Origin of the sequence: Stutzerimonas chloritidismutans (genome assembly GCF_038562055.1) — a bacterium.
Taxonomy (GTDB): domain Bacteria; phylum Pseudomonadota; class Gammaproteobacteria; order Pseudomonadales; family Pseudomonadaceae; genus Stutzerimonas; species Stutzerimonas chloritidismutans_A.
In genome coordinates, this window is the sequence record NZ_JBCFXD010000008.1 from 36,700 (window position 1) to 60,445 (window position 23,746).

Below are 23,746 nucleotides of genomic sequence, written 5' to 3' on the forward strand. Positions count from 1 at the left end.
TAAGGCGCCGCCGTTGGCCGGCGCTACTGCCTAACCCGCTGATTCTAAATTGTTTTTATTATTGAGATGGGGATACCTCGGAAGAGGTAGTCAAGAGGCGTGTGGCAAATCGCCGTTTCCCCTGTATTGACCACAGTCAAATTCGGATCGATCCCCTCCCCTTAGCGTGCAAGCCATTCCTGAACCCGCTGCGTTTGCCGGCCGGGTGTCTTGGCGCCAAGAGGATCGACCAATGAGCAATATCGAAAAGTGGGATGTGGAGGACCAGATCTTCTGGGACACCACTGGCAAGCGGGTCGCCAATCGCAATCTGTGGATTTCCATCCCGAGTCTGCTGATGGGCTTCGCCATCTGGTTGATGTGGGGCATCGTCACGGTGCAGATGCTCAACCTCGGCTTTCCGTTCGCGCCCGCCGAGCTGTTCACCCTGACCGCCATCGCCGGTCTTACCGGTGCCACCCTGCGCATTCCGGCGTCGTTCATGATCCGCATCGCCGGTGGGCGCAACACCATCTTCCTCACCACCGCGCTGCTGATGATTCCTGCCGCCGGCGCGGGCATTGCCCTGCAGAGCCAGGACACACCACTGTGGGTCTTTCAGCTGCTGGCCTTCCTCTCCGGTATCGGCGGCGGCAATTTCGCCTGCTCGATGAGCAACATCAGCACCTTCTTCCCGAAGAACCAGCAGGGATTGGCCCTGGGCCTCAACGCCGGCCTCGGTAACTTCGGTGTCACCACCATGCAGATCCTGATCCCGCTGGTGATGACTGCCGGCGTGTTCGGCTTTATCGCCGGTGAGCCGATGACACTGGTCAAGGACAGCGGCACGTTGATCGGCGGCATTTCGGCCGGAACCGATACCTGGATTCAGAATGGTGGCTGGGTCTGGCTGCTGTTTCTGGTGCCGCTGGCCTTCGCCGGCTGGTTCGGCATGAACAACCTGCTGGTGATCTCGCCAACGCCGGGCTACCCGCTCAACGCCTTTGGCAAGATTCTCGGGCTCTACGCCGTCGCCTTTGTCGCCGCCGGCCTCGGCCTGTACCTCTACCTGCCTGCACCGACCGGCCTCGGCGTACTGAACATGTGGGGCGTGATGCTGCTGACCATCGGTGCGACGCTCGGCATGTTGCGCCTGCTGCCGGGCAGCATCAGCCCGAACATCAAGCGTCAGTTCACCATCTTCCGCGACAAGCACACCTGGTCGATGAGTGTGCTGTACATCCTGACCTTCGGCTCGTTCATCGGCTTCTCCATGGCGCTGCCGCTGTCGATCACGGTGATCTTCGGTTTCATGAATGAGGTCGGCGCTGATGGCGTGGTGACCCGCGTCGCCAACCCCAACGCGCCAAGCGCACTCACCTACGCCTGGATTGGCCCGTTCATTGGCGCCCTGATCCGTCCGCTGGGCGGCTGGATCTCCGACAAGGTCGGCGGCTCCATCGTCACCCAGGTGATCTCGGTGGTCATGGTCATCGCCTCGGTAGCTGCCGGCTATGTGATGCAACAGGCCTACGGTTCGGCACAGCCCGAAGAGTATTTCTTCCTGTTCCTGGTGCTGTTCCTAGTGCTGTTCGCCGCCAGCGGCATCGGCAATGGCTCGACCTTCCGCACCATCGGCGTCATCTACGACCGCGAGAAGGCCGGCCCGGTACTCGGCTGGACCTCCGCTGTCGCCGCCTACGGCTCCTTCGTTGCCCCGATCGTGATTGGCGAACAGGTCAAGGCCGGCACCCCCGAGGTGGCTATGTACGGCTTCGCGGTGTTCTACGCGCTGTGCCTGATCCTCAACTGGTGGTTCTACCTGCGCCCCAACGCCTACGTGAAGAACCCCTGAGTCCGGAGAGCTGCCATGAACATCATGATTGCCTACGACAACTCGCGTAACGCCAGGAAAGCCCTGGACGCCACGCTCGAGATGTTCGGTCCGCTGAAGCCGCTGATCATGCTGGTCGGCGTGGTGGAAGAGACCCGTGACACCAGCGACTCGGCGGTCGAGCTGTACGAGCGCGAGCGTCGCGAATTCCAGGCCTTCCTGCAGGAGGCGGCGGCCAAGGTCAGCGCCTTTGGCCTGGACGTCGACGTGATCCTCGCCGAAGGCGACGCCCGCAAGATGATTCTCAAGGCCGCCGAGCACAAGAAACCCGACCTGCTGGTTATCGCGCGGCATTCCAACGAACCGGACGGCGGCTTCATCTCCCGCTCGCTGAATCTCTTGGTCGACGAGCTCGACTACATGACCTTCGGCAGCGTCAGCGCCTTCCTGGCCCGCCGGGCGCCTTGCCCGGTCCTGATTCAAGCCTGCCCCTGAGTGAGGAGCTCAACATGAGAGTTTCTACGCTGTTCGAATGGAAGCGCCCCGAGATCCGGGCCCTGCATCTGACCTGGATTGCCTTCTACATCTGCTTTTTCGTCTGGTTCGGCATGGCGCCGCTGGCCTCGAGCATGCTGAAAAGCGTGAACTGGCTGACCCCCGAAGATCTGAAGCTGTTCGCCATCGCCAACGTGGCGCTGACCATCCCGGCGCGCATCCTGGTCGGCATGGCGCTCGACCATTGGGGCCCGCGCCGGGTGTTCTCGGTGCTGCTGGTGGTCATGGCGGCGCCCGCGCTGTTCTTCGCCTTTGGTGACAGCCGCGTCCAGTTGCTGGTGTCGCGGCTGATCCTCAGCTCCATCGGTGCCAGCTTCGTGGTTGGCATCCACATGACCGCCATGTGGTTCAAGCCAAAGGACATCGGTTTCGCCGAGGGCTTCTACGCCGGCTGGGGCAACTTCGGCTCCGCCGCTGCCGCCATGAGCCTGCCGGCCATCGCCATCCATGCCTTCGGTGGTCCGGAAGGCTGGCGCTGGGCGATTGCCAGCTCGGCGATCATCATGGCCGTCTACGGCGTGTACTACTGGTTCGCGCTCACCGACGGTCCGGCCGGCACCATCCACCGCAAGCCGCACAAGGCCAGCGCGCTGGAAGTCAGTACCTGGGCCGACATGATCAAACTCATTATCTGGACCATCCCCATGGTCGGCGTGCTGGGCATTCTGGTCTGGCGCATCGAGGGGCTGGGTTATCTGAGTGCCACGGGCGCGCTGATCAGCTATGCGGTGATCGCGCTGGTGGTGATCTTCCAAGTGGTGCAGATCCTGCGGGTCAACGTGCCGATCCTGAAGAAGGGCGTGCCGGAAGACGACAAGTACCCCTTCAACACCGTGGCCGCGCTCAATTCCACCTACTTTGCCAACTTCGGTGCGGAGCTGGCGGTGGTGTCGATGCTGCCGATGTTCTTCGAATCCACCTGGGGCCTGACCCCGACCACCGCGGGCATCATTGCCGCCTCCTTCGCCTTCGTGAACCTGGTGGCGCGGCCCATGGGTGGGCTGGTCTCCGACCGCTTCGGCAACCGTCGCTTCGTCATGCTCAGCTACATGCTTGGCATTGCCGTCGGCTTCCTGCTGATGGGCCTGATGAATGCCGAGTGGCCGTTGATGGTGGCTGTGGCGATCACCGTGCTGTGCTCGCTGTTCGTGCAGGGGGCCGAGGGCGCGACCTTCGGCATCATCCCTTCGATCAAGCGCCGGGTCACCGGGCAGATCTCAGGCATGGCCGGGGCCTACGGCAACGTCGGCGCCGTCTGCTACCTGACCCTGTTCACCTTCGTGACCCCCTCGCAGTTCTTCATGGTGATCGCCGCCGGTGCCTTCGTCAGCTTCGGGCTCTGCCTGCTCTGGCTGAAGGAGCCCGAGGGCGCGTTCTCCGACGAGTACTACGTGTCCAGCGTCGACCGCGAACTGGAGGCCCGCCAGAAGCTTGCGTCCTGACGTTTCTACCCCTGATGCGCCGGTCCCAGAGATCGGCCAGCCGAGATTGATAAGCCGACCGGTCGGGCCCGTGGTTCGCAACCGGAGTGAGGAGAAATAACCAATGAGCCACTTGCTCGATCAACTGCGCTTCTTCAACAGGAAGCAAGGCGAGTTTGCCGATGGTCATGGCGAAACCCGCATCGAATCCCGCGACTGGGAAAACGTCTACCGCTCGCGTTGGCAGTACGACAAGATCGTGCGGTCCACCCACGGGGTGAACTGCACCGGTTCCTGCTCCTGGAAGATCTACGTGAAGAACGGCCTGATCACCTGGGAAACCCAGCAGACCGATTACCCGCGCACCCGCAACGACCTGCCCAACCACGAGCCGCGTGGCTGCCCGCGTGGGGCCAGCTACAGCTGGTACATCTACAGCGCCAACCGCCTGAAGTACCCCAAGGTGCGCAAGCCGCTGCTCAAGCTGTGGCGTGAAGCGCGGCGCAACATGACCCCGGTGGACGCCTGGGCCAGTATCGTCGAGGATAAGGCCAAAGCCGAGTCCTACAAGAGCAAGCGTGGCATGGGCGGCTTCATCCGTTCCAGCTGGGAAGAAGTCAACGAGATCATCGCCGCCGCCAACGTCTACACCGTCAAACAGTACGGCCCGGACCGCGTCGTCGGCTTCTCGCCGATCCCGGCCATGTCGATGGTTTCCTACGCGGCCGGTAGCCGCTATCTGTCGCTGATCGGCGGCGTGTGCCTGAGCTTCTACGACTGGTACTGCGACCTGCCACCGGCCTCGCCACAGGTGTGGGGCGAGCAGACCGACGTGCCGGAATCGGCCGACTGGTACAACTCCAGCTACATCATCGCCTGGGGCTCCAACGTCCCGCAGACCCGTACGCCGGACGCGCATTTCTTTACCGAAGTCCGCTACAAGGGCACCAAGACCGTCGCCATCACCCCGGACTACGCCGAAGTCGCCAAGCTCACCGACCTCTGGCTCAACCCCAAGCAGGGCACCGACGCCGCCCTGGCCCAGGCCTTCGCCCACGTCATCTTCAAGGAATTCCACCTCGAGACACCAAGCGCCTACTTCCGCGACTACGCCAAGCGCTACACCGACATGCCGGTGCTGGTGCGCCTGAACGAGAAGGCCGGCAGCTACATCGCCGACCGCTTCCTGCGCGCATCCGACCTGGCCGACAACCTCGGTCAGGACAACAACCCCGAGTGGAAGACCATCGCCGTCGACGGCAGCACCGGCGAGCTGGTCTCGCCGCTCGGCTCCATCGGTTATCGCTGGGGCGAGAAGGGCAAGTGGAACATCGAAGCCCGCGAAGGCAAGGACGGCCGCGACGTCGACCTCGCCCTGACCCAGATCGAGGGCGGCGAGACGGCCGAGGTCGCCTTCCCGTATTTCGGCGGCATTCTCCACGAGCATTTCCAGCACGCCGAAGGCGAGAGCATCCAGCTGCGCCGCGTCCCGGTGCGTAGCATCACCCTGGCCGACGGCAGCACCACCAAGGTCGCCACCGTATTCGACCTGATGGCCGCCAACCTGGGTATCGACCGGGGTCTGGGTGGCGCTAACGTCGCTTCCAGCTACGACGACGCCAGCGTGCCGGGCACTCCGGCCTGGCAGGAAGTCATCACCGGCGTGGCGCGTGAGAAGGCGATCCAGATCGCCCGTGAATTCGCCGACAGCGCCGACAAGACCCATGGCCGTTCCATGATCATCGTCGGTGCGGCGATGAACCACTGGTACCACATGGACATGAACTACCGCGGCCTGATCAACATGCTGATGTTGTGCGGTTGCGTGGGTCAGACCGGTGGTGGCTGGGCACACTACGTGGGTCAGGAAAAGCTGCGTCCGCAGTGCGGCTGGCTGCCGCTGGCCTTCGGCCTCGACTGGAGCCGTCCGCCGCGGCAGATGAACGGCACCAGCTTCTTCTACAACCACAGCTCGCAGTGGCGTCACGAGAAGATGAGCATTCACGAAGTGCTCTCGCCGCTGGCCGACAAGTCGCAGTTCCCCGAGCACATGCTCGACTACAACATTCGTGCCGAACGCGCCGGCTGGCTGCCGAGCGCACCGCAGCTCAACCGCAACCCGCTGCAGATCTGCCGTGACGCCGAGGCTGCCAGTCTGTCGCCGGTGGACTACGTCACCCAGTCGCTGAAGGACGGTTCGCTGAAGTTCGCCTGCGAGCAGCCGGACAACCCCGATAACTTCCCGCGCAACATGTTCATCTGGCGCTCCAACCTTTTGGGCAGCTCGGGCAAGGGCCACGAGTACATGCTCAAGTACCTCTTGGGCACCAAGAACGGCGTGATGAACGAGGACCTCGGCAAGCGCGACGGCTTCAAGCCGCTCGAAGCCGAATGGCAGGACGACGGCGCCATCGGCAAGCTCGACCTGGTCACCACCCTCGACTTCCGCATGTCCTCGACCTGCGTGTACTCCGACATCGTTCTGCCGACCGCGACCTGGTACGAGAAGGACGACATGAACACCTCGGACATGCACCCCTTCATCCACCCGTTGTCGGCGGCCATCGACCCGGCGTGGGAAGCGCGTTCGGACTGGGAGATCTACAAGGGCATCGCCAAGGCCTTCTCGAAGATGGCCGAAGGTCACCTGGGGGTGGAGAAGGATCTGGTCACCGTACCGCTGCTGCACGACAGCCCCGGCGAACTGGCTCAGCCGTTTGGCGGCACCGACTGGAAAACCGCTGGCGTCGATCCGCAGCCGGGCAAGAACTGTCCGAACATGGCAGTGGTCGAGCGCGACTATCCGGCCACCTACAAGAAATTCACCTCCCTCGGCCCGCTGCTCGACAAGCTCGGCAACGGCGGCAAGGGCATCAACTGGAACACCCAGGCTGAAGTCGATTTCCTCGGCGAGCTGAACTACAAGGTGCGCGACGAGGGCGTCAGCCAGGGTCGTCCACAGATCGAGTCGGCCATCGACGCAGCCGAGGTCATTCTCAGTCTGGCGCCGGAAACCAACGGCCACGTGGCGGTGAAGGCCTGGGCCGCGCTGTCGGAATTCACCGGCCGCGACCATAGCCACCTGGCGCTGCCCAAGGAGCACGAGGCGATCCGCTTCCGTGACATCCAGGCTCAGCCGCGCAAGATCATCTCCAGCCCGACCTGGTCAGGCCTGGAAGACGAGCATGTGTCGTACAACGCCGGCTACACCAACGTCCACGAGTTCATCCCGTGGCGCACCATCACCGGCCGCCAGCAGTTCTTCCAGGATCACCCCTGGATGCAGGCCTTCGGTGAGCAGCTGATGAGCTACCGGCCGCCGATCAACACTCGCACCATCGATTACGTGAAGGGCAAGAAGAGCAACGGCCATACCGAGATCGTCCTCAACTGGATCACCCCGCACCAGAAGTGGGGCATCCACAGCACCTACTCGGACAACCTGATCATGCTCACCCTGAGCCGTGGCGGCCCGATCGTGTGGATGAGCGAAATCGATGCCAAGAAGGCCGGCATCGAGGACAACGACTGGATCGAGTGCTTCAACGCCAACGGCGCCTTGACCGCCCGTGCGGTGGTCAGCCAGCGCGTGATGGAAGGCATGGTGATGATGTACCACGCCCAGGAACGCATCGTGAACGTGCCCGGCAGCGAGACCACCAAGACCCGCGGCGGCCACCACAACTCGGTGACCCGCGTGGTGCTCAAGCCCACCCACATGATCGGCGGCTACGCCCAGCAGGCGTACGGCTTCAACTACTACGGCACCGTGGGTTGCAACCGCGACGAGTTCGTCGTGGTACGCAAGATGGCCAAGGTCGACTGGCTCGACGGCCCGAATGGCAACGACCTGCCGCAACCCCTGCCGCAAGACATCTGAGGAATAGGCCATGAAGATTCGTTCACCCGAGGTGGCAGCGCATGGTCCCCGGACCATGCCCGCTCTGAAGATCAAGGCGCCGGTTGTGGAGGCTGCACAATGAAAATTCGTTCACAAGTGGGCATGGTCCTGAACCTGGACAAGTGCATCGGCTGCCACACCTGCTCGATCACCTGCAAAAACGTCTGGACCAGCCGCGAAGGTATGGAATACGCCTGGTTCAACAACGTCGAGACCAAGCCTGGCATCGGCTACCCGAAAGAGTGGGAAAACCAGGACAAGTGGAGGGGCGGCTGGGTACGCAATGGCGACGGCACCATCAATCCGCGCATCGGCGGCAAATTCCGCGTGCTGGCGAACATCTTCGCCAACCCGGACCTGCCGACCATCGACGACTACTACGAGCCGTTCGACTTCGATTACCAGAACCTGCACACCGCGCCGATCTCCGAGCACCAGCCGGTGGCCCGGCCGCGCTCGCTGATCTCCGGTCAGCGCATGGAGAAGATCGAGTGGGGCCCGAACTGGGAAGAAATCCTCGGCACCGAGTTCGCCAAGCGGCGCAAGGACAAGAACTTCGACAAGGTCCAGGCCGACATCTACGGGCAGTACGAAAACACCTTCATGATGTACCTGCCGCGCCTGTGCGAGCACTGCCTGAACCCGACCTGCGCGGCCTCCTGCCCGAGCGGTGCGATCTACAAGCGCGAGGAGGACGGCATCGTTCTCATCGACCAGGAGAAGTGCCGCGGCTGGCGCATGTGCATCAGCGGCTGCCCGTACAAGAAGATCTACTTCAACTGGAAGAGCGGCAAATCCGAGAAGTGCATCTTCTGCTTCCCGCGCATCGAGGCCGGCATGCCGACCGTCTGCGCCGAAACCTGCGTCGGCCGCATCCGCTACCTCGGTGTGCTGCTGTACGACGCCGACCGCATCCATGAAGTGGCCAGCACGGTCAACGAGCAGGACCTGTACCAGAAGCAGCTGGAAATCTTCCTCGACCCGTCCGATCCGGAGGTCATCGAGCAGGCCCTCAAGGATGGCGTGCCGATGTCGGTGATCGAAGCCGCGCAGAAGTCGCCGGTGTACAAGATGGCCGTCGACTGGAAGCTGGCCCTGCCGCTGCACCCCGAATACCGCACACTGCCGATGGTCTGGTACGTGCCGCCGCTGTCGCCGATCCAGAACGCCACGGCGGCCGGCCACGTCAGCATGGACGGCGTGCTGCCGGACGTCGACAGCCTGCGCATTCCGCTGCGCTACCTGGCCAACCTGCTCACCGCTGGCGACGAGGAGCCGGTCAAGCTGGCGCTCAAGCGCATGCTCGCCATGCGTGCCTACAAGCGCGCCGAGCAGGTCGATGGCGTGCAGGACCTTGAAGTACTGGACAGCGTCGGGCTGTCGGTGGCCCAGGTCGAGGACATGTACCGCTATCTCGCCATCGCCAACTACGAAGACCGCTACGTGATCCCGACCGCGCACCGCGAGGAGGCCATGAGCGACGCCTTCGCCGAGCGCTCCGGTTGCGGCTTCAGCTTTGGCAGCGGGTGCTCGGGCGCCTCGGACACCAACATGTTCGGCGCCAAGAAGGCCAACCGCCGCGACATCATCCAGACCGTCCAGCTGTGGGAGGACTGAGCCATGCGCATCCTTAAAGTGATATCCCTGCTGCTCGACTATCCCGACCAGCACTTGCGCGACGGCCACGCGGAGCTGGCCCAGGCCATCGGCGCGGCCCGCGAGATCAGCCCGGCGCAGCGCATCGCGCTGCGGCGCCTGCTCGACGAGCTGACCGAGGGCGACCTGATGGACGTGCAGGAGCGTTACACCGACCTGTTCGACCGCGGCCGTTCACTGTCGCTGCTGTTGTTCGAACACGTGCATGGCGAATCTCGCGACCGCGGCCAGGCCATGGTCAACCTGATGGCGCAGTACACCGAGGCTGGCTTCGACATCGGTGTACGCGAGCTGCCGGACTACATCCCGCTGTACCTCGAGTACCTCGCCACCCGCGATGGCCTCGAGGCCCGCGAGGGGCTGGCCGATGTGTCGCATCTCCTGGCTCTGCTGGCGGCGCGTCTGCAGGAACGCGAAAGCCCGCATGCGGCGTGCTTCCGTGCGCTGCTGCAGATCGCCGGCGAGCCGGTGCAGGAAACCCTCGCCGGCCTGCAGGAGCAGGTCGCCGCCGAGGAACGCGACGACTCGCTGGAAGCGCTGGACAAGATCTGGGAGGAGGAACAGGTCAATTTCCTCCAGGCCGAGCAGCAGGATCGCTGCCCATCCATGCCCAGCGGGCCGGGCAAGGCTCGCGAGGAAAGCCCGGTACCGCTGCACTGGACCGATTTCAAGCATGACGGGCTGGCTGCCGCGCTCGCCCAGGAGGTGCGCAATGTCTAACTTCAATTTCCTGCTGTTCGGGGTCTACCCCTACATCGCCCTGGCCATCTGCCTGATCGGTAGCTGGGCACGCTTCGACCTGTCGCAATACAGCTGGAAGGCTGGCTCGAGCCAGATGCTGTCAAACAACCGCATGCGCCTGGCGAGCAACCTGTTCCACGTCGGCATCATCTTCATTCTGGCCGGTCACTTCGTCGGCCTGCTGATGCCCGAGGCGCTGTACCACCACTTCATCAGCAGCGGTCAGAAGCAGATCGTCGCGATGGTGTCCGGCGGCTTCTTCGGCATTCTCTGCCTGATCGGCCTGGTGATGCTGATGCACCGCCGTATGACCGACGCCCGCGTGCGTGCCACCTCCAACACCAGCGATGTGATGATCCTCTTCGTGCTGCTGGCGCAGCTGGTGCTGGGTCTGCTGACCATCGTCGCTTCCACCGGCCATCTGGACGGTTCGGTGATGGTGCTGCTGGGCACCTGGGCGCAGAGCCTGGTGACCCTGCAGCCGGTCAAGGCCGCAGGCGCCATCGAAACGGTCGGCATCATCTACAAGCTGCACGTGTTTCTCGGCGTGACCCTGTTCGTGCTGTTCCCCTTCACCCGTCTGGTGCACATCGTCAGCGCGCCGGTGTGGTACCTGGGCCGGCGCTATCAGATCGTCCGGCAGAAGGGCGTCAAGCCGGCCATGCCGCGCCCGCAGCGTCCGCGTACCTATGAAGCGCCGGCTCGCGAAACGTCCGCGCCTACGGCTGTACCCGGTTACGCCACGGCGAAGAGTAAGACCCCGGCGTGATGACTCGGCGGCTGGCGCACTTTGCGTCAGCCGCCCTGGCTGAATCGACCAAACCTTCATACGGCTTTAGCGAGGTGATCATCATGGGTTGTGGATGTGGTGGAAGCACAGGCGGAGGCGGCTGCGGTGGCGGCACGCGTCCGGAGATCGAAGTGCCGGTCGATGCCCCTCTGTTTGAGGAGCTGCCGCACGAGGAGGGCTCTGAGCAGGCGTCCGGCGAACCCTCGCTGATCGCCAGCAGTGAACAGGAGTGGCCGCGGGTTCAGGTCAACGGCGTGGCCATCGCTTCTCAGGCCATCGCCCAGGAACTGCAATATCATCCGGCCGAAAGCCGCGATGAGGCCGTGTACCTGGCGACCCAGGCGCTGGTGTTGCGCGAGCTGTTGCAGCAGCGTATTGGCGAGCTGGGGCTGGTGGTGCGAGCCGCGTCCGGCGAGAGCGAGGAGGAAGCGGCCACCCGCACCCTGATCGAACAGGAAGTGCCGCTGCCGCTGGCCGATGAGGCGGCCTGCCGGCAGTACTACAACGGCAACCAGCAGCGCTTCTTCAGCGCACCCTTGCTGGCCGCGCGGCATATCCTGCTGGCCTGCCCGGCGGATGATGCCGAAGCCCGTAGCCTGGCGCGTGAACAGGCCTTGGCGTTGATCAGGGAGCTTCAGGGCGCCCCGCAACGCTTCGCCGAACTGGCGCTGCAGCATTCGGCCTGTCCGTCGAAGGGCCAGGGCGGCGCGCTGGGGCAGATCAGCAAGGGCCAGACGGTGCCGGAGTTCGAGCGCCAGCTGTTCCGCCTGCCGGTCGGCCTGTGCCAGCAACCGCTGGAAAGCCGCTACGGCTATCACCTGGTGTTCATCGATCAGCGTATCGAAGGCGAGCAGCTGCCTTACGAGGCGGTCGCCGGTTCGATTCGCGCCGAGCTCAACCAGCGCGTCTGGCAGATCGGCGTCAGCCAGTACCTGCAGAACCTGGTGGGTGCGGCGAATATCGAGGGCATCCAGATGCAGGGCGCCGACACGCCACTGATGCAATAACAGCGGCTTGGCCCTGCGCCGGGTGGAGGGTGCTTCACCCATCCACCGCGAGGGCCCACGGTGGATGAAAAAAGCGTCATCCACCCGACGAGGTTTCAGAGGTGTTCTAGATGACTGAACTACGCGATGCCCACGACCGCCCGATCGATTACCTGCGCATGTCGGTGACCGACCGCTGCGATTTCCGCTGCGTCTACTGCATGGCCGAGGACATGACCTTCCTGCCGCGCCAGCAGGTGCTCGGGCTGGAGGAGCTGGAACGCATCGCGCGTATTTTCGTCGGCCTGGGGGTGAAGAAGATTCGCCTCACCGGCGGCGAACCACTGGTGCGCCAGGGCATCGTCGGCCTCTGCGAGCGCCTCGCGGCACTGCCCGGCCTGCGCGAACTGGTGATGACCACCAACGGCTCGCAGCTGGTCAAGCTCGCTGCACCCTTGGCGCGCGCCGGGGTCAAGCGGCTGAACATCAGCCTGGATAGTCTGGATGCCGCCAAATTCCACGCCATCACCCGCACCGGTCAGCTGCAGCAGGTGCTCGACGGCATCGGGGCGGCGCGCGATGCCGGCTTCGAGCGGATCAAGCTCAACGCCGTGGTGATGAAGGGCCGCAATGCCGAGGAAGTCGCCGACCTGGTGGACTTCGCCATCGCCGGCGGGCTGGACCTGAGCTTCATCGAGGAAATGCCGCTGGGTGACGTCGGTCGTTCGCGCGGCGAGCGCTTCTGCTCCAGTGACGAGGTCAAGGCGCTGATCGCCGAGCGGCACACGCTTATCGATTCGGCCGAGCAGAGCGGCGGCCCGGCACGTTACGTGCGCCTGCCGGAGTATCCACAAACGCGCATCGGCTTCATCTCGCCGCATTCGCACAATTTCTGCGCCACCTGCAACCGCGTGCGGCTGACGGTGGAGGGGCGCCTGCTGCTGTGCCTGGGCCACGAGAATGCCATTGACCTGCGTGCATTGCTGCGTCGCCACCCGACCAGTGATCAGCCGGCGATCGATGCCATCCACGCCGCGTTGCAGCGCAAGCCGTTGCGCCACGAATTCTCCAGTGGCGGTGAGGTCCAGGTATTGCGCTTCATGAACGTCAGCGGCGGTTGAGCCAACGACCCATGGGCTACGAGCCGACCGCTTAATTCGCTACCATCGGACGCTATTGCCGATTTGACCCACACGCCCAGCTGCCGCAATCAGGCTTGTCGCAGAAACCGCTCGTGCCATTGCCTGCAACGCTCACGGCACCACTCAGCGCGCGCATACCTCCAAAGGGGAATGGGTTCGCATACGGCACGGGTGCAGCCTGTGCACACATCTTCAAAGGAGTTTCGAGCCATGGCTCATCTGTCCAACACCGAATTTCAGGCCCTGAGCATCGCGGTGCTTACGGTGAGCGACACCCGCAACATCGATTCCGATACCTCCGGTCAGGCGCTGATCGACGGCCTGCAGAGCGCCGGCCACACCCTGGCCGAGCGGGCCATCGTCAAGGATGACATCTGGCAGATCCGCGCCCGCGTCTGCAGCTGGATCGCCAGTGAGAACGTGCAGGTCGTGCTGGTGACCGGTGGTACCGGCTTCACCGCCCGCGACAACACTCCACAGGCGGTACAGCCGCTGCTGGACAAAGACGTCGATGGCTTCGGCGAGCTGTTTCGCTACGTTTCGCTGGGCGAGATCGGCACCTCCACCGTGCAGTCCCGCGCGCTGGCCGGCATGAGCAACGGCACGCTGGTCTGCTGCCTGCCGGGCTCGACCAACGCCTGCCGTACCGCCTGGAACAAGATCCTCGTCGAGCAGCTGGACAGCCGCACCAAGCCCTGCAACTTCGTGCCGCACCTCAAGGCTTCCGCGGTCGAATACTGCGGGCCACGCTCATGAGCGCCTCTGGCTGCGATACCAGCGGCCTGAAGCCGGTCGACGAGGCCATTGCCGAGCTGCTGGCACGGGTGCCGGCGCTGCCGCCGGTGGAGCATGTGACGCTGTCCGATGCCCTCGGCCGGGTGCTGGCCGAATCGCTCGACGCACCCTTCCCGGTGCCGGCCTGGGACAACAGCGCGATGGACGGCTACGCCCTACGCGCGGCCGACCTGTCGGCCGACGGCGGTTGGCTGCCACTGGCCGGGCGCATCGCCGCCGGTGATGCGGCCGACCAGCAACTGCCCGCCGGCCACGCCGTGCGCATCTTCACCGGCGCGCCGCTGCCGCCGGGCGCCGACACCGTGGTGGCGCAGGAAGACTGTCAGGTCGAGGCGGACCGCGTGCATCTGCCCGGGGTTACCCCAGGGGCCCATGTGCGTCGGCAGGGCGAGGAGGTCAAGGCTGGCGAGGCGGTGCTGCAGGCCGGCAAGCGCTTGCGTCCGCAAGAAATAGGATTGCTGGCGAGCTTCGGCGTGGCCCGCGTCGCGGTCTATCGGCGGCTGCGCATCGGCTTGCTGTCCAGCGGCAACGAACTGCGTGAGCCCGGCGAAGCACTGGCACCAGGGCAGATCTACAACTCCAACCGTTACTGCCTGCTCAGCGTGCTGCGCAGCCTCGGGATGGAAGTGCACGACTACGAAATCCTCGTCGACGAGCTGGCGGCCAGCCGTGATGCGTTGGCGCTGGCAGCCTCCGAATGGGACATGTTGATCACCTCCGGCGGCGTCTCGGTCGGCGAGGAGGACCATCTCAAGCAGGCGATTCGCGAACTGGGCGAGCTGCACATGTGGCGCCTGGCAATTCAGCCCGGTAAGCCGCTGGCCTTCGGAGAGGTCAATGGCAAGCCGTGGATCGGCCTGCCAGGCAACCCCGCTGCGGCGCTGATCACCTCGCTGGTGGTGGCGCGGCCGTTCCTGCTCAGCGCCCAGGGTTGCACCGAGGTGCTGCCCAAGCCGCTGCGGCTGACCGCTGGCTTCGCTTGGCGCAAACCGAACAACCGCCGCCAGTATCTGCGCGCACGGCTGGAGCAGGTCGATGGCGAGATGCGTGTATGCCTGCACCCGCGGCAGGGCTCGGCGATGCTGACCTCGGCCAGCTGGGCCGAAGGCCTGGCCATCGTCGAACGCAACCGCACGCTGGAAGCGGGTGAAGTGGTGGAGTACCTGCCGTTCAGCGAGTTGCTCGGCTGACACACGAAAACGCCCGGTCGATGACAATTCGGCCGGGCGTTTTCGTGCCTGGGTCAGCTTTGTCGCTGCGGCAGCATCCGTCGAAGGACGTCGTCGCGGCGCACGTAATGATGAAACAGCGCGGCGGCCGCATGCAGACCGATCAGCCAGTAACCGAGCTCGGCCACGGTTTCGTGAATTTCCTTGAAATCGCCGGCCAGGTTCTTGTCCGGCGAAAGCAGGGCCGGCAGTTCCAGGCCAAAGAAGGGAATTGGCTTGCCCGCAGCACTCAGTGTCAGCCAGCCCAGCAGCGGCAGTCCGATCATCAGGGCGTACAACGCCAGGTGCGCCAGCTTGGCCAGCCGTTGCTCCCAGGCTGCGCTGGCGATGGCGAGCGGCGCCGGGCGCAACCATCTGGCCAGCAAACGCAGCCAGACCAGCATGAACACTGACAAACCGAGCATGAAATGCCACTGCTTGAGCAATTCGCGCGGCTCGCTGCCCTTGGCGAAATTACCCTTCAGTTCAATCGTGGCGTAGACCGCTGCAATCAGCAGCACCATCAGCCAGTGCAGGCCAATGGACACCCGTCCGTAGCGTCTTGGTATCAGTTTTTCATTCATTTCACCTACTCCGCGTGTGGATACTTGCCGCGAGTCTAGGCCTCGAAACTTAAGCGAAGCTTATCCGGGCAAGCGTCGCGACGTTTCGACGCGCCTGATAAGGCTTGCGTCGATGGAAGGTCAGCGCTGCGCGAAGGGACAGGCTCTGGGTCGGGAACAGGCTCAGGTGCGGGGGATACGCACAGCCACGCGCAGTCCACCCAACGCCGAATCGAGCAGTTCGACAGTTGCACCGTGCAGCTCAGCGATGCGCGCAACAATCGACAGGCCGAGTCCCGCGCCCTGACCGCCGTCGAGGCGAACGAAGCGCTCGAACAGTTGCGCGCGCAACTGGGGTGCAATGCCCGGCCCGCTGTCCGCAACCTCAAGGGTCAAGTGCTCGGCGGTGCTGCGCAGCTGTACCTCGATCCGTCCGCCCGTCGGCGTGTAGGCCAGCGCGTTACCGATCAGGTTCTGCAGCAGCGTCGCCAGGCTCGCGGCATCGCCGGTCAGCGTGCAGTCGGCGTGCTCATCGACTTCCAGCGCGAGCTCCTGTTCGCGGGCGATCGCCAATGGCGTCAACTCGGCGAGGGTGTCGCGTGTCAGTCGGCACAGGTCGAGCGGGGCCAGGCGCAGCTGCTGGGCGCTGGGTTCCAGCCGGGCCAGGGTCAGCAACTGCGTGACTACGCGTGTGGTGCGGTCGACCCCGGCAAGCAGCTGCCGGATGGCCTCGTCACGCTCGGCGTCGCTGCCGGCCTGCAGCGCGTTCTGAGCATGAACCCGAAGTACGGCCAGCGGCGTGCGCAGTTCGTGGGCCGCGTCGGCGATGAAGCGTTTTTCCCGGTCGACCAGTTGATTGACTTGCTGCAGCAGGCGGTTGAGCGAGGCGGCCACCGGCTCTAGTTCCTGCGGCAGCGGTGCCAGCAGCAGTGGCGCGAGGTTGTCCGGATCGCGACTCTTCAGCAGTTGCGCCATGTGGGCCAGCGGACGCAGGCCCAAGCCCACCGCCAGCCAGATCAGCAGCGCCAGCAACGGCAGGCCGATCAGGTCGGGCAGCAGGCTGCGACCGGCGATCTTGCCGACCAGTTCGCCGCGTACGTCATCGCGCTCACTGACCAGAATCCACAGATCGTTTTCACGGTCTTGCAGCAGGAAAAGCCGCCAGGAGTGGCCATCGAGCTGCACGTCGTGATAACCGCCTCTCAGGCCGCTGAAGGGCGATGCCGAGTCTGTCTTGGCCAGTTCCTGCAAGGCGCCGTTCGGTGCACCGGCGGACTGCAACACACTACTGCCATCCGCAGCGTAGACCTGAAAGCCAAGCTTGGTTTCGTAATCATGTCCGGGGACCTCCTGATCACGCCGCGCATTCACCGCAGCGTCCAAGGCAGTCTGCAATGCCTGGCGGGCCGACGGCTCCATTTCGTGCATCACCAGCCCCTGCACCAGCCGCGCACTCTGTGCCAGCTGAGCGTCGAACAGCTCTTCGATTTCGTGGCGGGCATCGCGATAACTGCGCCAGGAAATCAGGCTCAGCGACAGCAGCAGGATGCCGAGCACCAGCACCAGGGTGCGGTTGCGAATGGAGCCCCTCAGCATTTGTCCACCAGATAACCAACCCCGCGCACGGTGCGGATCAGCTCGGGAAAGAACTTCTTGCGCAGGTGGTGGATATGCACCTCCAGCGCATTGCTCTCGACTTCCTCGTCCCAGCCGTAGAGCACCTGCTGCAGGCGATCGCGGGTCAGCACGCGGCCGGGCTGGGCGATCAGCTCGTGCAACAGGACGAATTCCTTGCGTGGCAGGTTGATCGGCGCGCCCTGGTAACTGACCTGCTGGTTGACCGGGTCGAGCAGGATGTCGCGATACTCCAGCACCGGTTCCGGGCGGTTGAAGCTGCGCCGTAGCAGGGCGCGCAGGCGCGCCTTGAGTTCGGCGACGTCGAAGGGCTTGACCAGATAATCGTCGGCGCCGGCATCCAGCCCGGCGATGCGGTCGCTGGTGGCATCGCGCGCGGTGAGTACCAGCACCGGGATCGGGTTGGCGCTGGCGCGCAGGCGCTTGAGCACTTCCAGACCGTCCATACGCGGCAGGCCGAGGTCGAGGATGGCCAGCTCGAAGCTCTCGTGGCTCAATGCGTGCAGCGCGCTGGCGCCGTCCTGCAGCCAGTCCACCGTGTAGCCCTCGGGCTTGAGCGCGGTGCGGATGCCCTCACCGAGGGCACGATCGTCTTCCACCAGCAGAATGCGCATGTCGTTCCTGTCGTCCTGGGGTGCTCTGCATTCAACGCTGCCGAGCGCGGTTATTCCAGCTTTTCCTTGACCTTCGCCAGCAGCGCCTGGGCTTCGTCGCGACGGCCAGCATCGGCAGTTTCGCGGCCAGGGCGGGCGGGGGCGGCAAGGGCCTTCTCCAGTACGTTACGCGCTTCGTCATAGCGTTTCTGGCGCAAGAGGAAATCACCGTGGAAGTAATTCGGGTCGATGCCGTTCGGGTTCAGCGCCAGCGCCTGCTTGAACAGCGCTTCGGCCTTGTCCTCGTCACCGAAGCCGATTGGCCAGCCGGGCACCTGGTAGTAGAGGCTGGCGAGGCTGGTGTAGGCAGAGCCATCCAGCGCCTGTGGCTCAAGTTCGATGGCTGTTTCCAGTTCGGCCCTGGCCTGTTTGACCAGCCCCAGGGCGCCGAGCCCGCCCTTGGCGCCGGCCCAGGTGCTGAGCACGATGCCATGCCAGATATGCAGCTCGGCGGCCTGGGGTTCGCCGGCCACCGCGCTTTCGGCCTCCGAGGCGAGCCTGGCGAAGGCCGCCTGGCGCTGTGTCGCGGGCAGCTGGTAGTTGATCTCCGCCCAGCGTGTCTGGATCTGGCGCAGCGATGACTCGCCGGCCGGGCTGAGCGCGAAGGAGGGTTGACTGGCCAACGCTAGCAGGACGCTGCACAGACCAAACAGACGCTTCATGGGTGTTCTCCGGTAGAGGTGGGTTGGGACGAGGGCGGCCGCGACTGGTCGGCACGGGCGAAGCGCTTGATCACCGGCAGCTGCTTGCGCAGAGCCTGGTCGACCAGCCGTGGCAAGAGGCCGTTGAGGCGCACGAAGAGTTTTTCCGGCCAGCCGAGGTAAAGCTCTTCGCGCTCGGTGGCGATGGCATGGACGATCTGTCGGGCGACTTCTTGCGGATCGTCCATCTCCACCTTCAGCGCGTCGTTCATCGCCACCACGTCGGCACTGTTCATTGCCGTGCGGGTGGCGCGTGGCGCGATGTAGAGCACCTTGACGTGACTGTCGGCCAGCTCGCGGCGCAGCGCCTCGGAGAAGCCGCGCAGGGCGAACTTGCTGGCGCAATAAGCGGCAAAACCCGGGTAGCCGATGGAGCCGAAGGTCGAGCCCAGGTTGACCAGCAGCGCCTGCGGTTGCTGGCGCAGCAGCGGCAGCAGCAGATGGGTCAGCTGCAGCGTGGCGGTGACGTTGACGCCGATCAGCCGGGCGATGGCATCCTCGTCCTGCTGTTCGAGCAGGCTGAACTGGTTGATCCCGGCGGCATTGATCACGCAGTTGAGGCCGCCGAAACGCCGCGCGGCATCGAGCACCGTATGCCGGCCGCTGCGCTGGGTGAGGTCGGCGCAGACCAGGCTGACCTGCCCCGGATAGCGACGCGTCAGCGCTTCCAGGGCAAGACTGTCGCGTCCCACCAGTAACAGCCGTGCGCCGTTCGCGCAGAGCCGCTCGACCAGCACCTGGCCGATGCCGCCGCTGGCGCCGGTCAGCAGGATGCGCGCGTCACGCAGTTGCATGGCTGTGCTCCGGCGCGGTCAAGTTGCGGAAGATGTCGCCGTAGAGGCGGTAGACGACGCGCGCGGTGTGCACCACGGCGGCCTTGTCGTCCTCGTCGTCGAGGCGGTTCATCAGCCTCTTGAAGAATTCGATGTGCTCCAGGTCCAGGCTGCCATGCGAGGTCAGGTAGCTGAACGCCTTGGCCGGCAGCTGAAGTTTGTCCTGCAGCACGCCGGCGGCCTGGGTCGCCAGGGCGATGCTGGTGCCTTCCAGCACGTTGACCATGCCGAAGAAGCTCGCCGGGTTGTGCCGCGCGATGCGGTCGTAGACGTAGGCGACCATCAGCTCGGTGGGCAGCGCCGGTTGGCCGTGGCGCACCGCTTCGGCATCGCCGCCGCAGGCGCGGATATCGTTGAGGATCCATTCCTGATGGCCGATTTCTTCCTCGATGTACTCAGCGATGGCCTCGCGCAGCCATTCCAGCCGCTCCGGCAGGCGTGCGCCGCACGCCATCAACAGCGGCACGGTGTGCTTGACGTGGTGGTAGGCCTGGGTGAGGAAGGCGATGTACTGCGCGCGGCTGGCGGTGCCGGCAAGCGCAGCATGGATGATCGGCGCGCCGAGCAGGTACTCGCGTGCGTCGCTGGTCTGGTGCTGCAGTTGGTCGAAGAATTCCATGGTGAACCTCGAAAGTCAGGGCTGTAAGGCGTTGATCGCCGATTGGTAATGATCGAAGAGGGCGTTGCGGCGCAGGCGGCCGTTGGGAGTGGCCAGGCCGTTGTCGGGGCGAAAGGCTTCGGCGGCGCGCAGCCAGTGGTGTACACGGGCATAGTCGGGCAGGCCGGCGTTGACCCGATCGACCGCCGCCTGCAGTTCGGCATCGCCGAGTTCGGCGCGGCGCGGCACCAGCACCGCGACGTTCTGCGCCAGCGCCTCGCCATGCAGCCAGGCCTGGGCGATGGAGGCCTGCTGTACCAGTTCTGCCTCCACCCACTCGGGATTGACGTTGCGTCCGTAGGCGGTGACGAACTGATGCTTCTTGCGCCCGTGCAGGATCAGGAAGCCATCCTCGAAATGGCCTAGGTCGCCGGTGGCCAGCCACTCGCCGGTCAACGGCGGTTCGCCGAGATAGCCGAGCATGTGCGGGCCGCGCACCAGTACCTCGCCATCGTCGGCCAAGCGCAGCTCGACGTGTGGCAGCGGCCGGCCGACCGTGCCGATGCGCCGCGCCTCGGGTGTGTTCAGGCAGACCACCGAGGCGCATTCGGACAAGCCGTAGCCCTCGAGCACCGGCAGCCCGAGGCGTTCGGCGCGCTCCAGCAGTTGCGGCGCGACGCGACCGCCACCCACCGCGATAAAGCGCAGCGATGCGGGTAATGGCACGCCATGCTCAGCGGCGCTGACCAGCGCCAGCAGCAGCTGAGGCAACAGGATCAGGCTGTGTGGCTGGCTGGTCTGCAGCGTGGCCAGCAAACGCGGCAGCTCGAAGCCCGCCGCGCCGCTGAAGCCGATTTCGGCCAGCGGCCGCAGTTCGACCCGCGCGCCCGCCAGCAACGGCGCATAGAGCCCGGCGATGTTTTCCAGCAGGGTCGCCAGCGGCAGCACGCAGAGATGCTGGCGCACATCACACGGCAGGCTGGCCTGCCGCAGGCTCTCGGCCACCGCCAGCTGCGCTTCGGCATCCAGGCAGACGCCCTTGGGCTGGCCAGTGGTGCCGGAGGTATAGGTGATCTTCAGCGTGCCGTCGGGCACCGGCGTGACGGCATCCGGCTGGCGCTGCAGCAGGCCAGTGGCGGTCTGCTGGAAGCCGCAGCGCTCGCTGAGCGGGCTGACGGCGCCGATCAGGCAGTCGATGCCGGCATGGTTCAGCACATGCTCCTGCTGCGCCGGAGAAAAGAAGCCCGGCAGCGGCACGCAGACCAGCCCGGCGCGCAGCAGGGCCAGATCCCACAGCGCCCACTCCAGACCGTTGTCCAGCGCCAAGGCGACGCGCTGCACGCCGAGCCGTTGCAGATGGCTGGCGCGCGCGGCTACCTCGTGGCGCAGTTCGGCGTAGCTCAGTTGGCGCGGCCCTTCGCTCAGCGCGATGCCGGTATGCCGATCGAGTACCGTCCAGAAGCGTTCAGCTGCAGGCTGCATGGGGCGCCTCCGTGGCATTGAACAGCGGCTGATAGCCGAGCCGCGCATAGAGGCCGAGCTGCAGCAGGCGCTGGTGGCCGGGCAGGATCTCGCCGGCCATCAGCTGCGGCCGGCAGGCGTAGTAGCTGCCCCAGTCGGCCAGCTCCTCGCCCATGCGCGCCGGATCGGCCAGGCCCAGCGCCAGCGGGTCGAGCGCCATGCGCTGGAAACTGTTGAGCAGTGCCGGCGTGCCGGTGAACACCACCCAGCGAAAGCCCTGGGCGACCAGCAGATCGGTCAGCGCAACGATCAGCAGGCGCGCCGAGGCATTGCCGAAAGCGGCGAGGTTGCCGACCTCGACGATCTCCTCGCGTGGCACCGTGCGCCCGCAGCGCTGGCTCACGGCCTGCTCGATGGGCTCGTCCAGATAGCGCTCGAGAAACAGCGGCCGGCGCCGGGCGCTGCGCAGGCCGACCGCGCCCTGCACCTCGCCATTGTCGCCATGCAGGCCGAGCAGGCAGGGCATGAAATGACGCACCTGCGCCTGATAGTGCTCGGCGAAGCGTTGGCGGATGAAGTGTTCGAGGGCCGCTCGCCGCTCGCCTGCATCGGCCTGCGCCAGTTGCAGCGTCAGTGATGGCTCACGGCCGATACGCGCCAGTACGTCAGTTTGATCAACCCAGGGCAGTTCCATCGGGGAACCTCGGTTAGAAGCCTGGGGCGATTGTTGGGTCGCAAACTTAAGGCAGCCTTAAGCCGGTTGCCGTGGTGCAACGATCCGTGCCGACGACGATTTTTTCACATGTGCCTGGCTATGCTCGGCCGCGTCGATCACGCCTCGCTCAGCCAGTAGGCCAGGGCGCTGGCGGCTAACACCCAGATGAGCACGACTGCTGCAGCGCCCGCCCGGCTGTTCGGGCGTGGCGTGTTTTCCCAGTCAAGTGCCTGAGCGCGGCACTCGCTGAGGATGGCGGGAGGCATCAGGCATATGGCCAGCCAGATGCCCAGGGGCAATAGCAGCAGATCGTCGAGGTAGCCGAGCACTGGGATGAAGTCCGGAATCAGGTCGATCGGGCTCAGGGCATAGGCGACCACACAGACCAGTAACCCCCGCAACCACCAGGGCGTATCCGGGTGGCGAGCACAGCACCAGAGCGTCATGACGTCACGTTTGAGCTGGCGTGCCCAGCGCTGCAGGCGCGACGTGAGGCGAGACAGGCTGAACATTCGATTGCTCCTTTGTGCAGAACAGGCGGCAGCGCTAGCGATGAGGAAAGAACCGAGATGATGCAAGCAGGCTCTTACACCCGACAACGCCTGGGTGCGATGGTCCGCCGTCGCTACCGCTGGGTCGGCCTGACGGCTCTATTGTTCGCATTCGGTGCCACGGCAATAGCGCTGCACTGGAACGAGCGCTGGTACTTCAACCTGACCCGGCAGATGAACGTCACTCAACATGATCTGGCGAACCGCTGGTTGCCTGGCTATGAGGTATCCATCGATGGCAAGCCGGTAGAGGGCATCAGCCGGAACCTCTCGGCGGTCAGTTATGACGCGGATCTGGATCGCCTGCTAGCGGTGGTGAACGGCGGGCCGACTGAGTTGGTGGCGCTGAGCAAGAGCGGCGAGCTGCTCGAGCGCTATCCGCTGCAGGGTTTCGGCGACATTGAAGGTGTGACCTACATGGGGCACGGTCGCGTGGCCGTATCCGATGAGCGAGCGCAACAGATCAGCATCTTCCGCTTGCCGACACAGCCACGACCCATTGATGCGTCCGAGGCGCAGTTCTTCTCGCTCGGGATCAACCTAAACGGCAACAAGGGCTTCGAAGGGCTGACGTACGACGCAGCGGGCGACCGGCTGTTTATCGTCAAGGAACGCGACCCTCGGCAGCTGTACGAGGTCGGTGGAGTCGCTGCCAGCCTCGAGGGGCCGCTGCAGCTGACCATTCGCGACCGCAGCGACTGGATCGCGGACCAGGTGTTCGCCACCGATCTGTCAGACATTCACTTCGATGCCGTTACCGGTCACCTGATCCTGCTCAGCGACGAGTCGCGCTTGCTCATGGAACTCAGCGACAGCGGGCGCATGCTCAGCTATCGCAGCCTCAATCGCTGGTTCGGTGGTCTGCGGCATTCTGCGCCGCATCCCGAGGGCGTCACCCTTGATAACGATGGCACGCTGTTCGTCGTCAGCGAGCCCAATCTGTTCTACAGCTTCCGTCGTACTGGGGGCTGATCCGGCCAGCGCTTTCACACTTCGTTCACGCCCGTTTGACGAAACCCTGACAGCAC

21 protein-coding genes are annotated in these 23,746 nt (G+C 64.8%); 12 read left to right on the forward strand and 9 right to left on the reverse strand.

All coding sequences use genetic code 11. The features are described 5' to 3' along the window. Positions 1-232 precede the first annotated feature (232 nt). The 11 genes from AAGW23_RS13555 (at position 233) to AAGW23_RS13605 (ending at position 14,990) form a co-directional block, all read left to right on the forward strand. Positions 233-1,834 (forward strand): antiporter, encoded by a 1,602-nt coding sequence (locus AAGW23_RS13555; protein ID WP_342406956.1) that lies wholly within the window; start codon positions 233-235, stop codon positions 1,832-1,834. A 15-nt stretch (positions 1,835-1,849) separates the two neighbouring features. Next, the gene (locus AAGW23_RS13560) at positions 1,850-2,308 is read left to right on the forward strand and encodes a universal stress protein (protein WP_342406957.1); all 459 of its coding nucleotides are present in this window, start codon (positions 1,850-1,852) and stop codon (positions 2,306-2,308) included. A 14-nt stretch (positions 2,309-2,322) separates the two neighbouring features. Then, positions 2,323-3,810: an MFS transporter gene (locus AAGW23_RS13565; protein WP_342406958.1), complete on the forward strand. Its 1,488-nt coding sequence runs from the start codon at positions 2,323-2,325 to the stop codon at positions 3,808-3,810. Between the two features lie 103 nt (positions 3,811-3,913). Further along, positions 3,914-7,669, forward strand: a complete 3,756-nt coding sequence (locus AAGW23_RS13570; protein ID WP_342406959.1) for a nitrate reductase subunit alpha — start codon at positions 3,914-3,916, stop codon at positions 7,667-7,669. A 99-nt stretch (positions 7,670-7,768) separates the two neighbouring features. Next, positions 7,769-9,307, forward strand: coding sequence for a nitrate reductase subunit beta (gene narH, locus AAGW23_RS13575; RefSeq protein WP_342406960.1), 1,539 nt, complete (start codon positions 7,769-7,771; stop codon positions 9,305-9,307). A 3-nt stretch (positions 9,308-9,310) separates the two neighbouring features. Continuing rightward, entirely contained in the window at positions 9,311-10,066 is a 756-nt protein-coding gene (gene narJ / locus AAGW23_RS13580; RefSeq protein WP_342406961.1) for a nitrate reductase molybdenum cofactor assembly chaperone, read from the forward strand. Further along, positions 10,059-10,856, forward strand: a complete 798-nt coding sequence (gene narI / locus AAGW23_RS13585) for a respiratory nitrate reductase subunit gamma (RefSeq protein WP_342406962.1) — start codon at positions 10,059-10,061, stop codon at positions 10,854-10,856. The genes narJ and narI overlap by 8 nt, the downstream gene beginning before the upstream one ends. A gap of 83 nt (positions 10,857-10,939) precedes the next feature. Continuing rightward, positions 10,940-11,884, forward strand: coding sequence for a peptidylprolyl isomerase (locus AAGW23_RS13590; RefSeq protein ID WP_342407085.1), 945 nt, complete (start codon positions 10,940-10,942; stop codon positions 11,882-11,884). Positions 11,885-11,994: 110 nt separating this feature from the next. Continuing rightward, positions 11,995-12,984 carry a GTP 3',8-cyclase MoaA gene (gene moaA / locus AAGW23_RS13595; protein WP_342406963.1) on the forward strand — a complete coding sequence of 330 codons (990 nt, stop codon included), beginning with the start codon at positions 11,995-11,997 and terminating at the stop codon, positions 12,982-12,984. Between the two features lie 231 nt (positions 12,985-13,215). Then, a complete protein-coding gene (moaB, locus tag AAGW23_RS13600; protein ID WP_019339935.1) occupies positions 13,216-13,761 on the forward strand; it encodes a molybdenum cofactor biosynthesis protein B in 546 nt (181 codons plus the stop codon). Further along, a complete protein-coding gene (locus AAGW23_RS13605) occupies positions 13,758-14,990 on the forward strand; it encodes a molybdopterin-binding protein (protein WP_342406964.1) in 1,233 nt (410 codons plus the stop codon). The genes moaB and AAGW23_RS13605 overlap by 4 nt, the downstream gene beginning before the upstream one ends. Before the next feature lie 53 nt (positions 14,991-15,043). Here the strand turns inward: AAGW23_RS13605 and AAGW23_RS13610 are convergent, their stop codons facing one another. The 9 genes from AAGW23_RS13610 to AAGW23_RS13650 all read right to left on the reverse strand — a co-directional run bounded on the left by AAGW23_RS13610 (position 15,044) and on the right by AAGW23_RS13650 (position 22,679). Beyond that, positions 15,044-15,592 carry a cytochrome b gene (locus AAGW23_RS13610; protein WP_342406965.1) on the reverse strand — a complete coding sequence of 183 codons (549 nt, stop codon included), beginning with the start codon at positions 15,590-15,592 and terminating at the stop codon, positions 15,044-15,046. Positions 15,593-15,754: 162 nt separating this feature from the next. Beyond that, positions 15,755-17,167, reverse strand: a complete 1,413-nt coding sequence (locus tag AAGW23_RS13615) for an ATP-binding protein (RefSeq protein WP_342406966.1) — start codon at positions 17,165-17,167, stop codon at positions 15,755-15,757. Continuing rightward, positions 17,161-17,820: a response regulator transcription factor gene (locus AAGW23_RS13620; RefSeq protein ID WP_342406967.1), complete on the reverse strand. Its 660-nt coding sequence runs from the start codon at positions 17,818-17,820 to the stop codon at positions 17,161-17,163. Before AAGW23_RS13620 ends, AAGW23_RS13615 begins: the two co-directional genes overlap by 7 nt. A 50-nt stretch (positions 17,821-17,870) precedes the next feature. Continuing rightward, positions 17,871-18,521: a tetratricopeptide repeat protein gene (locus AAGW23_RS13625; RefSeq protein WP_342406968.1), complete on the reverse strand. Its 651-nt coding sequence runs from the start codon at positions 18,519-18,521 to the stop codon at positions 17,871-17,873. Beyond that, positions 18,518-19,354, reverse strand: a complete 837-nt coding sequence (locus tag AAGW23_RS13630) for an SDR family oxidoreductase (RefSeq protein ID WP_342406969.1) — start codon at positions 19,352-19,354, stop codon at positions 18,518-18,520. The genes AAGW23_RS13625 and AAGW23_RS13630 overlap by 4 nt, the downstream gene beginning before the upstream one ends. Beyond that, positions 19,341-20,012, reverse strand: a complete 672-nt coding sequence (locus tag AAGW23_RS13635) for an iron-containing redox enzyme family protein (RefSeq protein WP_342406970.1) — start codon at positions 20,010-20,012, stop codon at positions 19,341-19,343. The genes AAGW23_RS13630 and AAGW23_RS13635 overlap by 14 nt, the downstream gene beginning before the upstream one ends. Positions 20,013-20,027: 15 nt before the next feature. Next, entirely contained in the window at positions 20,028-21,473 is a 1,446-nt protein-coding gene (locus AAGW23_RS13640) for an AMP-binding protein (RefSeq protein ID WP_342406971.1), read from the reverse strand. After that, the gene (locus tag AAGW23_RS13645; RefSeq protein ID WP_319299828.1) at positions 21,457-22,146 is read right to left on the reverse strand and encodes a thermostable hemolysin; all 690 of its coding nucleotides are present in this window, start codon (positions 22,144-22,146) and stop codon (positions 21,457-21,459) included. Before AAGW23_RS13645 ends, AAGW23_RS13640 begins: the two co-directional genes overlap by 17 nt. Positions 22,147-22,283: 137 nt before the next feature. After that, positions 22,284-22,679: a YkvA family protein gene (locus tag AAGW23_RS13650; RefSeq protein ID WP_045430441.1), complete on the reverse strand. Its 396-nt coding sequence runs from the start codon at positions 22,677-22,679 to the stop codon at positions 22,284-22,286. Positions 22,680-22,736: 57 nt separating this feature from the next. Between AAGW23_RS13650 and AAGW23_RS13655 the strand changes: the two genes are divergently transcribed. Continuing rightward, the gene (locus AAGW23_RS13655) at positions 22,737-23,690 is read left to right on the forward strand and encodes an SdiA-regulated domain-containing protein (protein ID WP_342406972.1); all 954 of its coding nucleotides are present in this window, start codon (positions 22,737-22,739) and stop codon (positions 23,688-23,690) included. Positions 23,691-23,746: the final 56 nt, after the last annotated feature.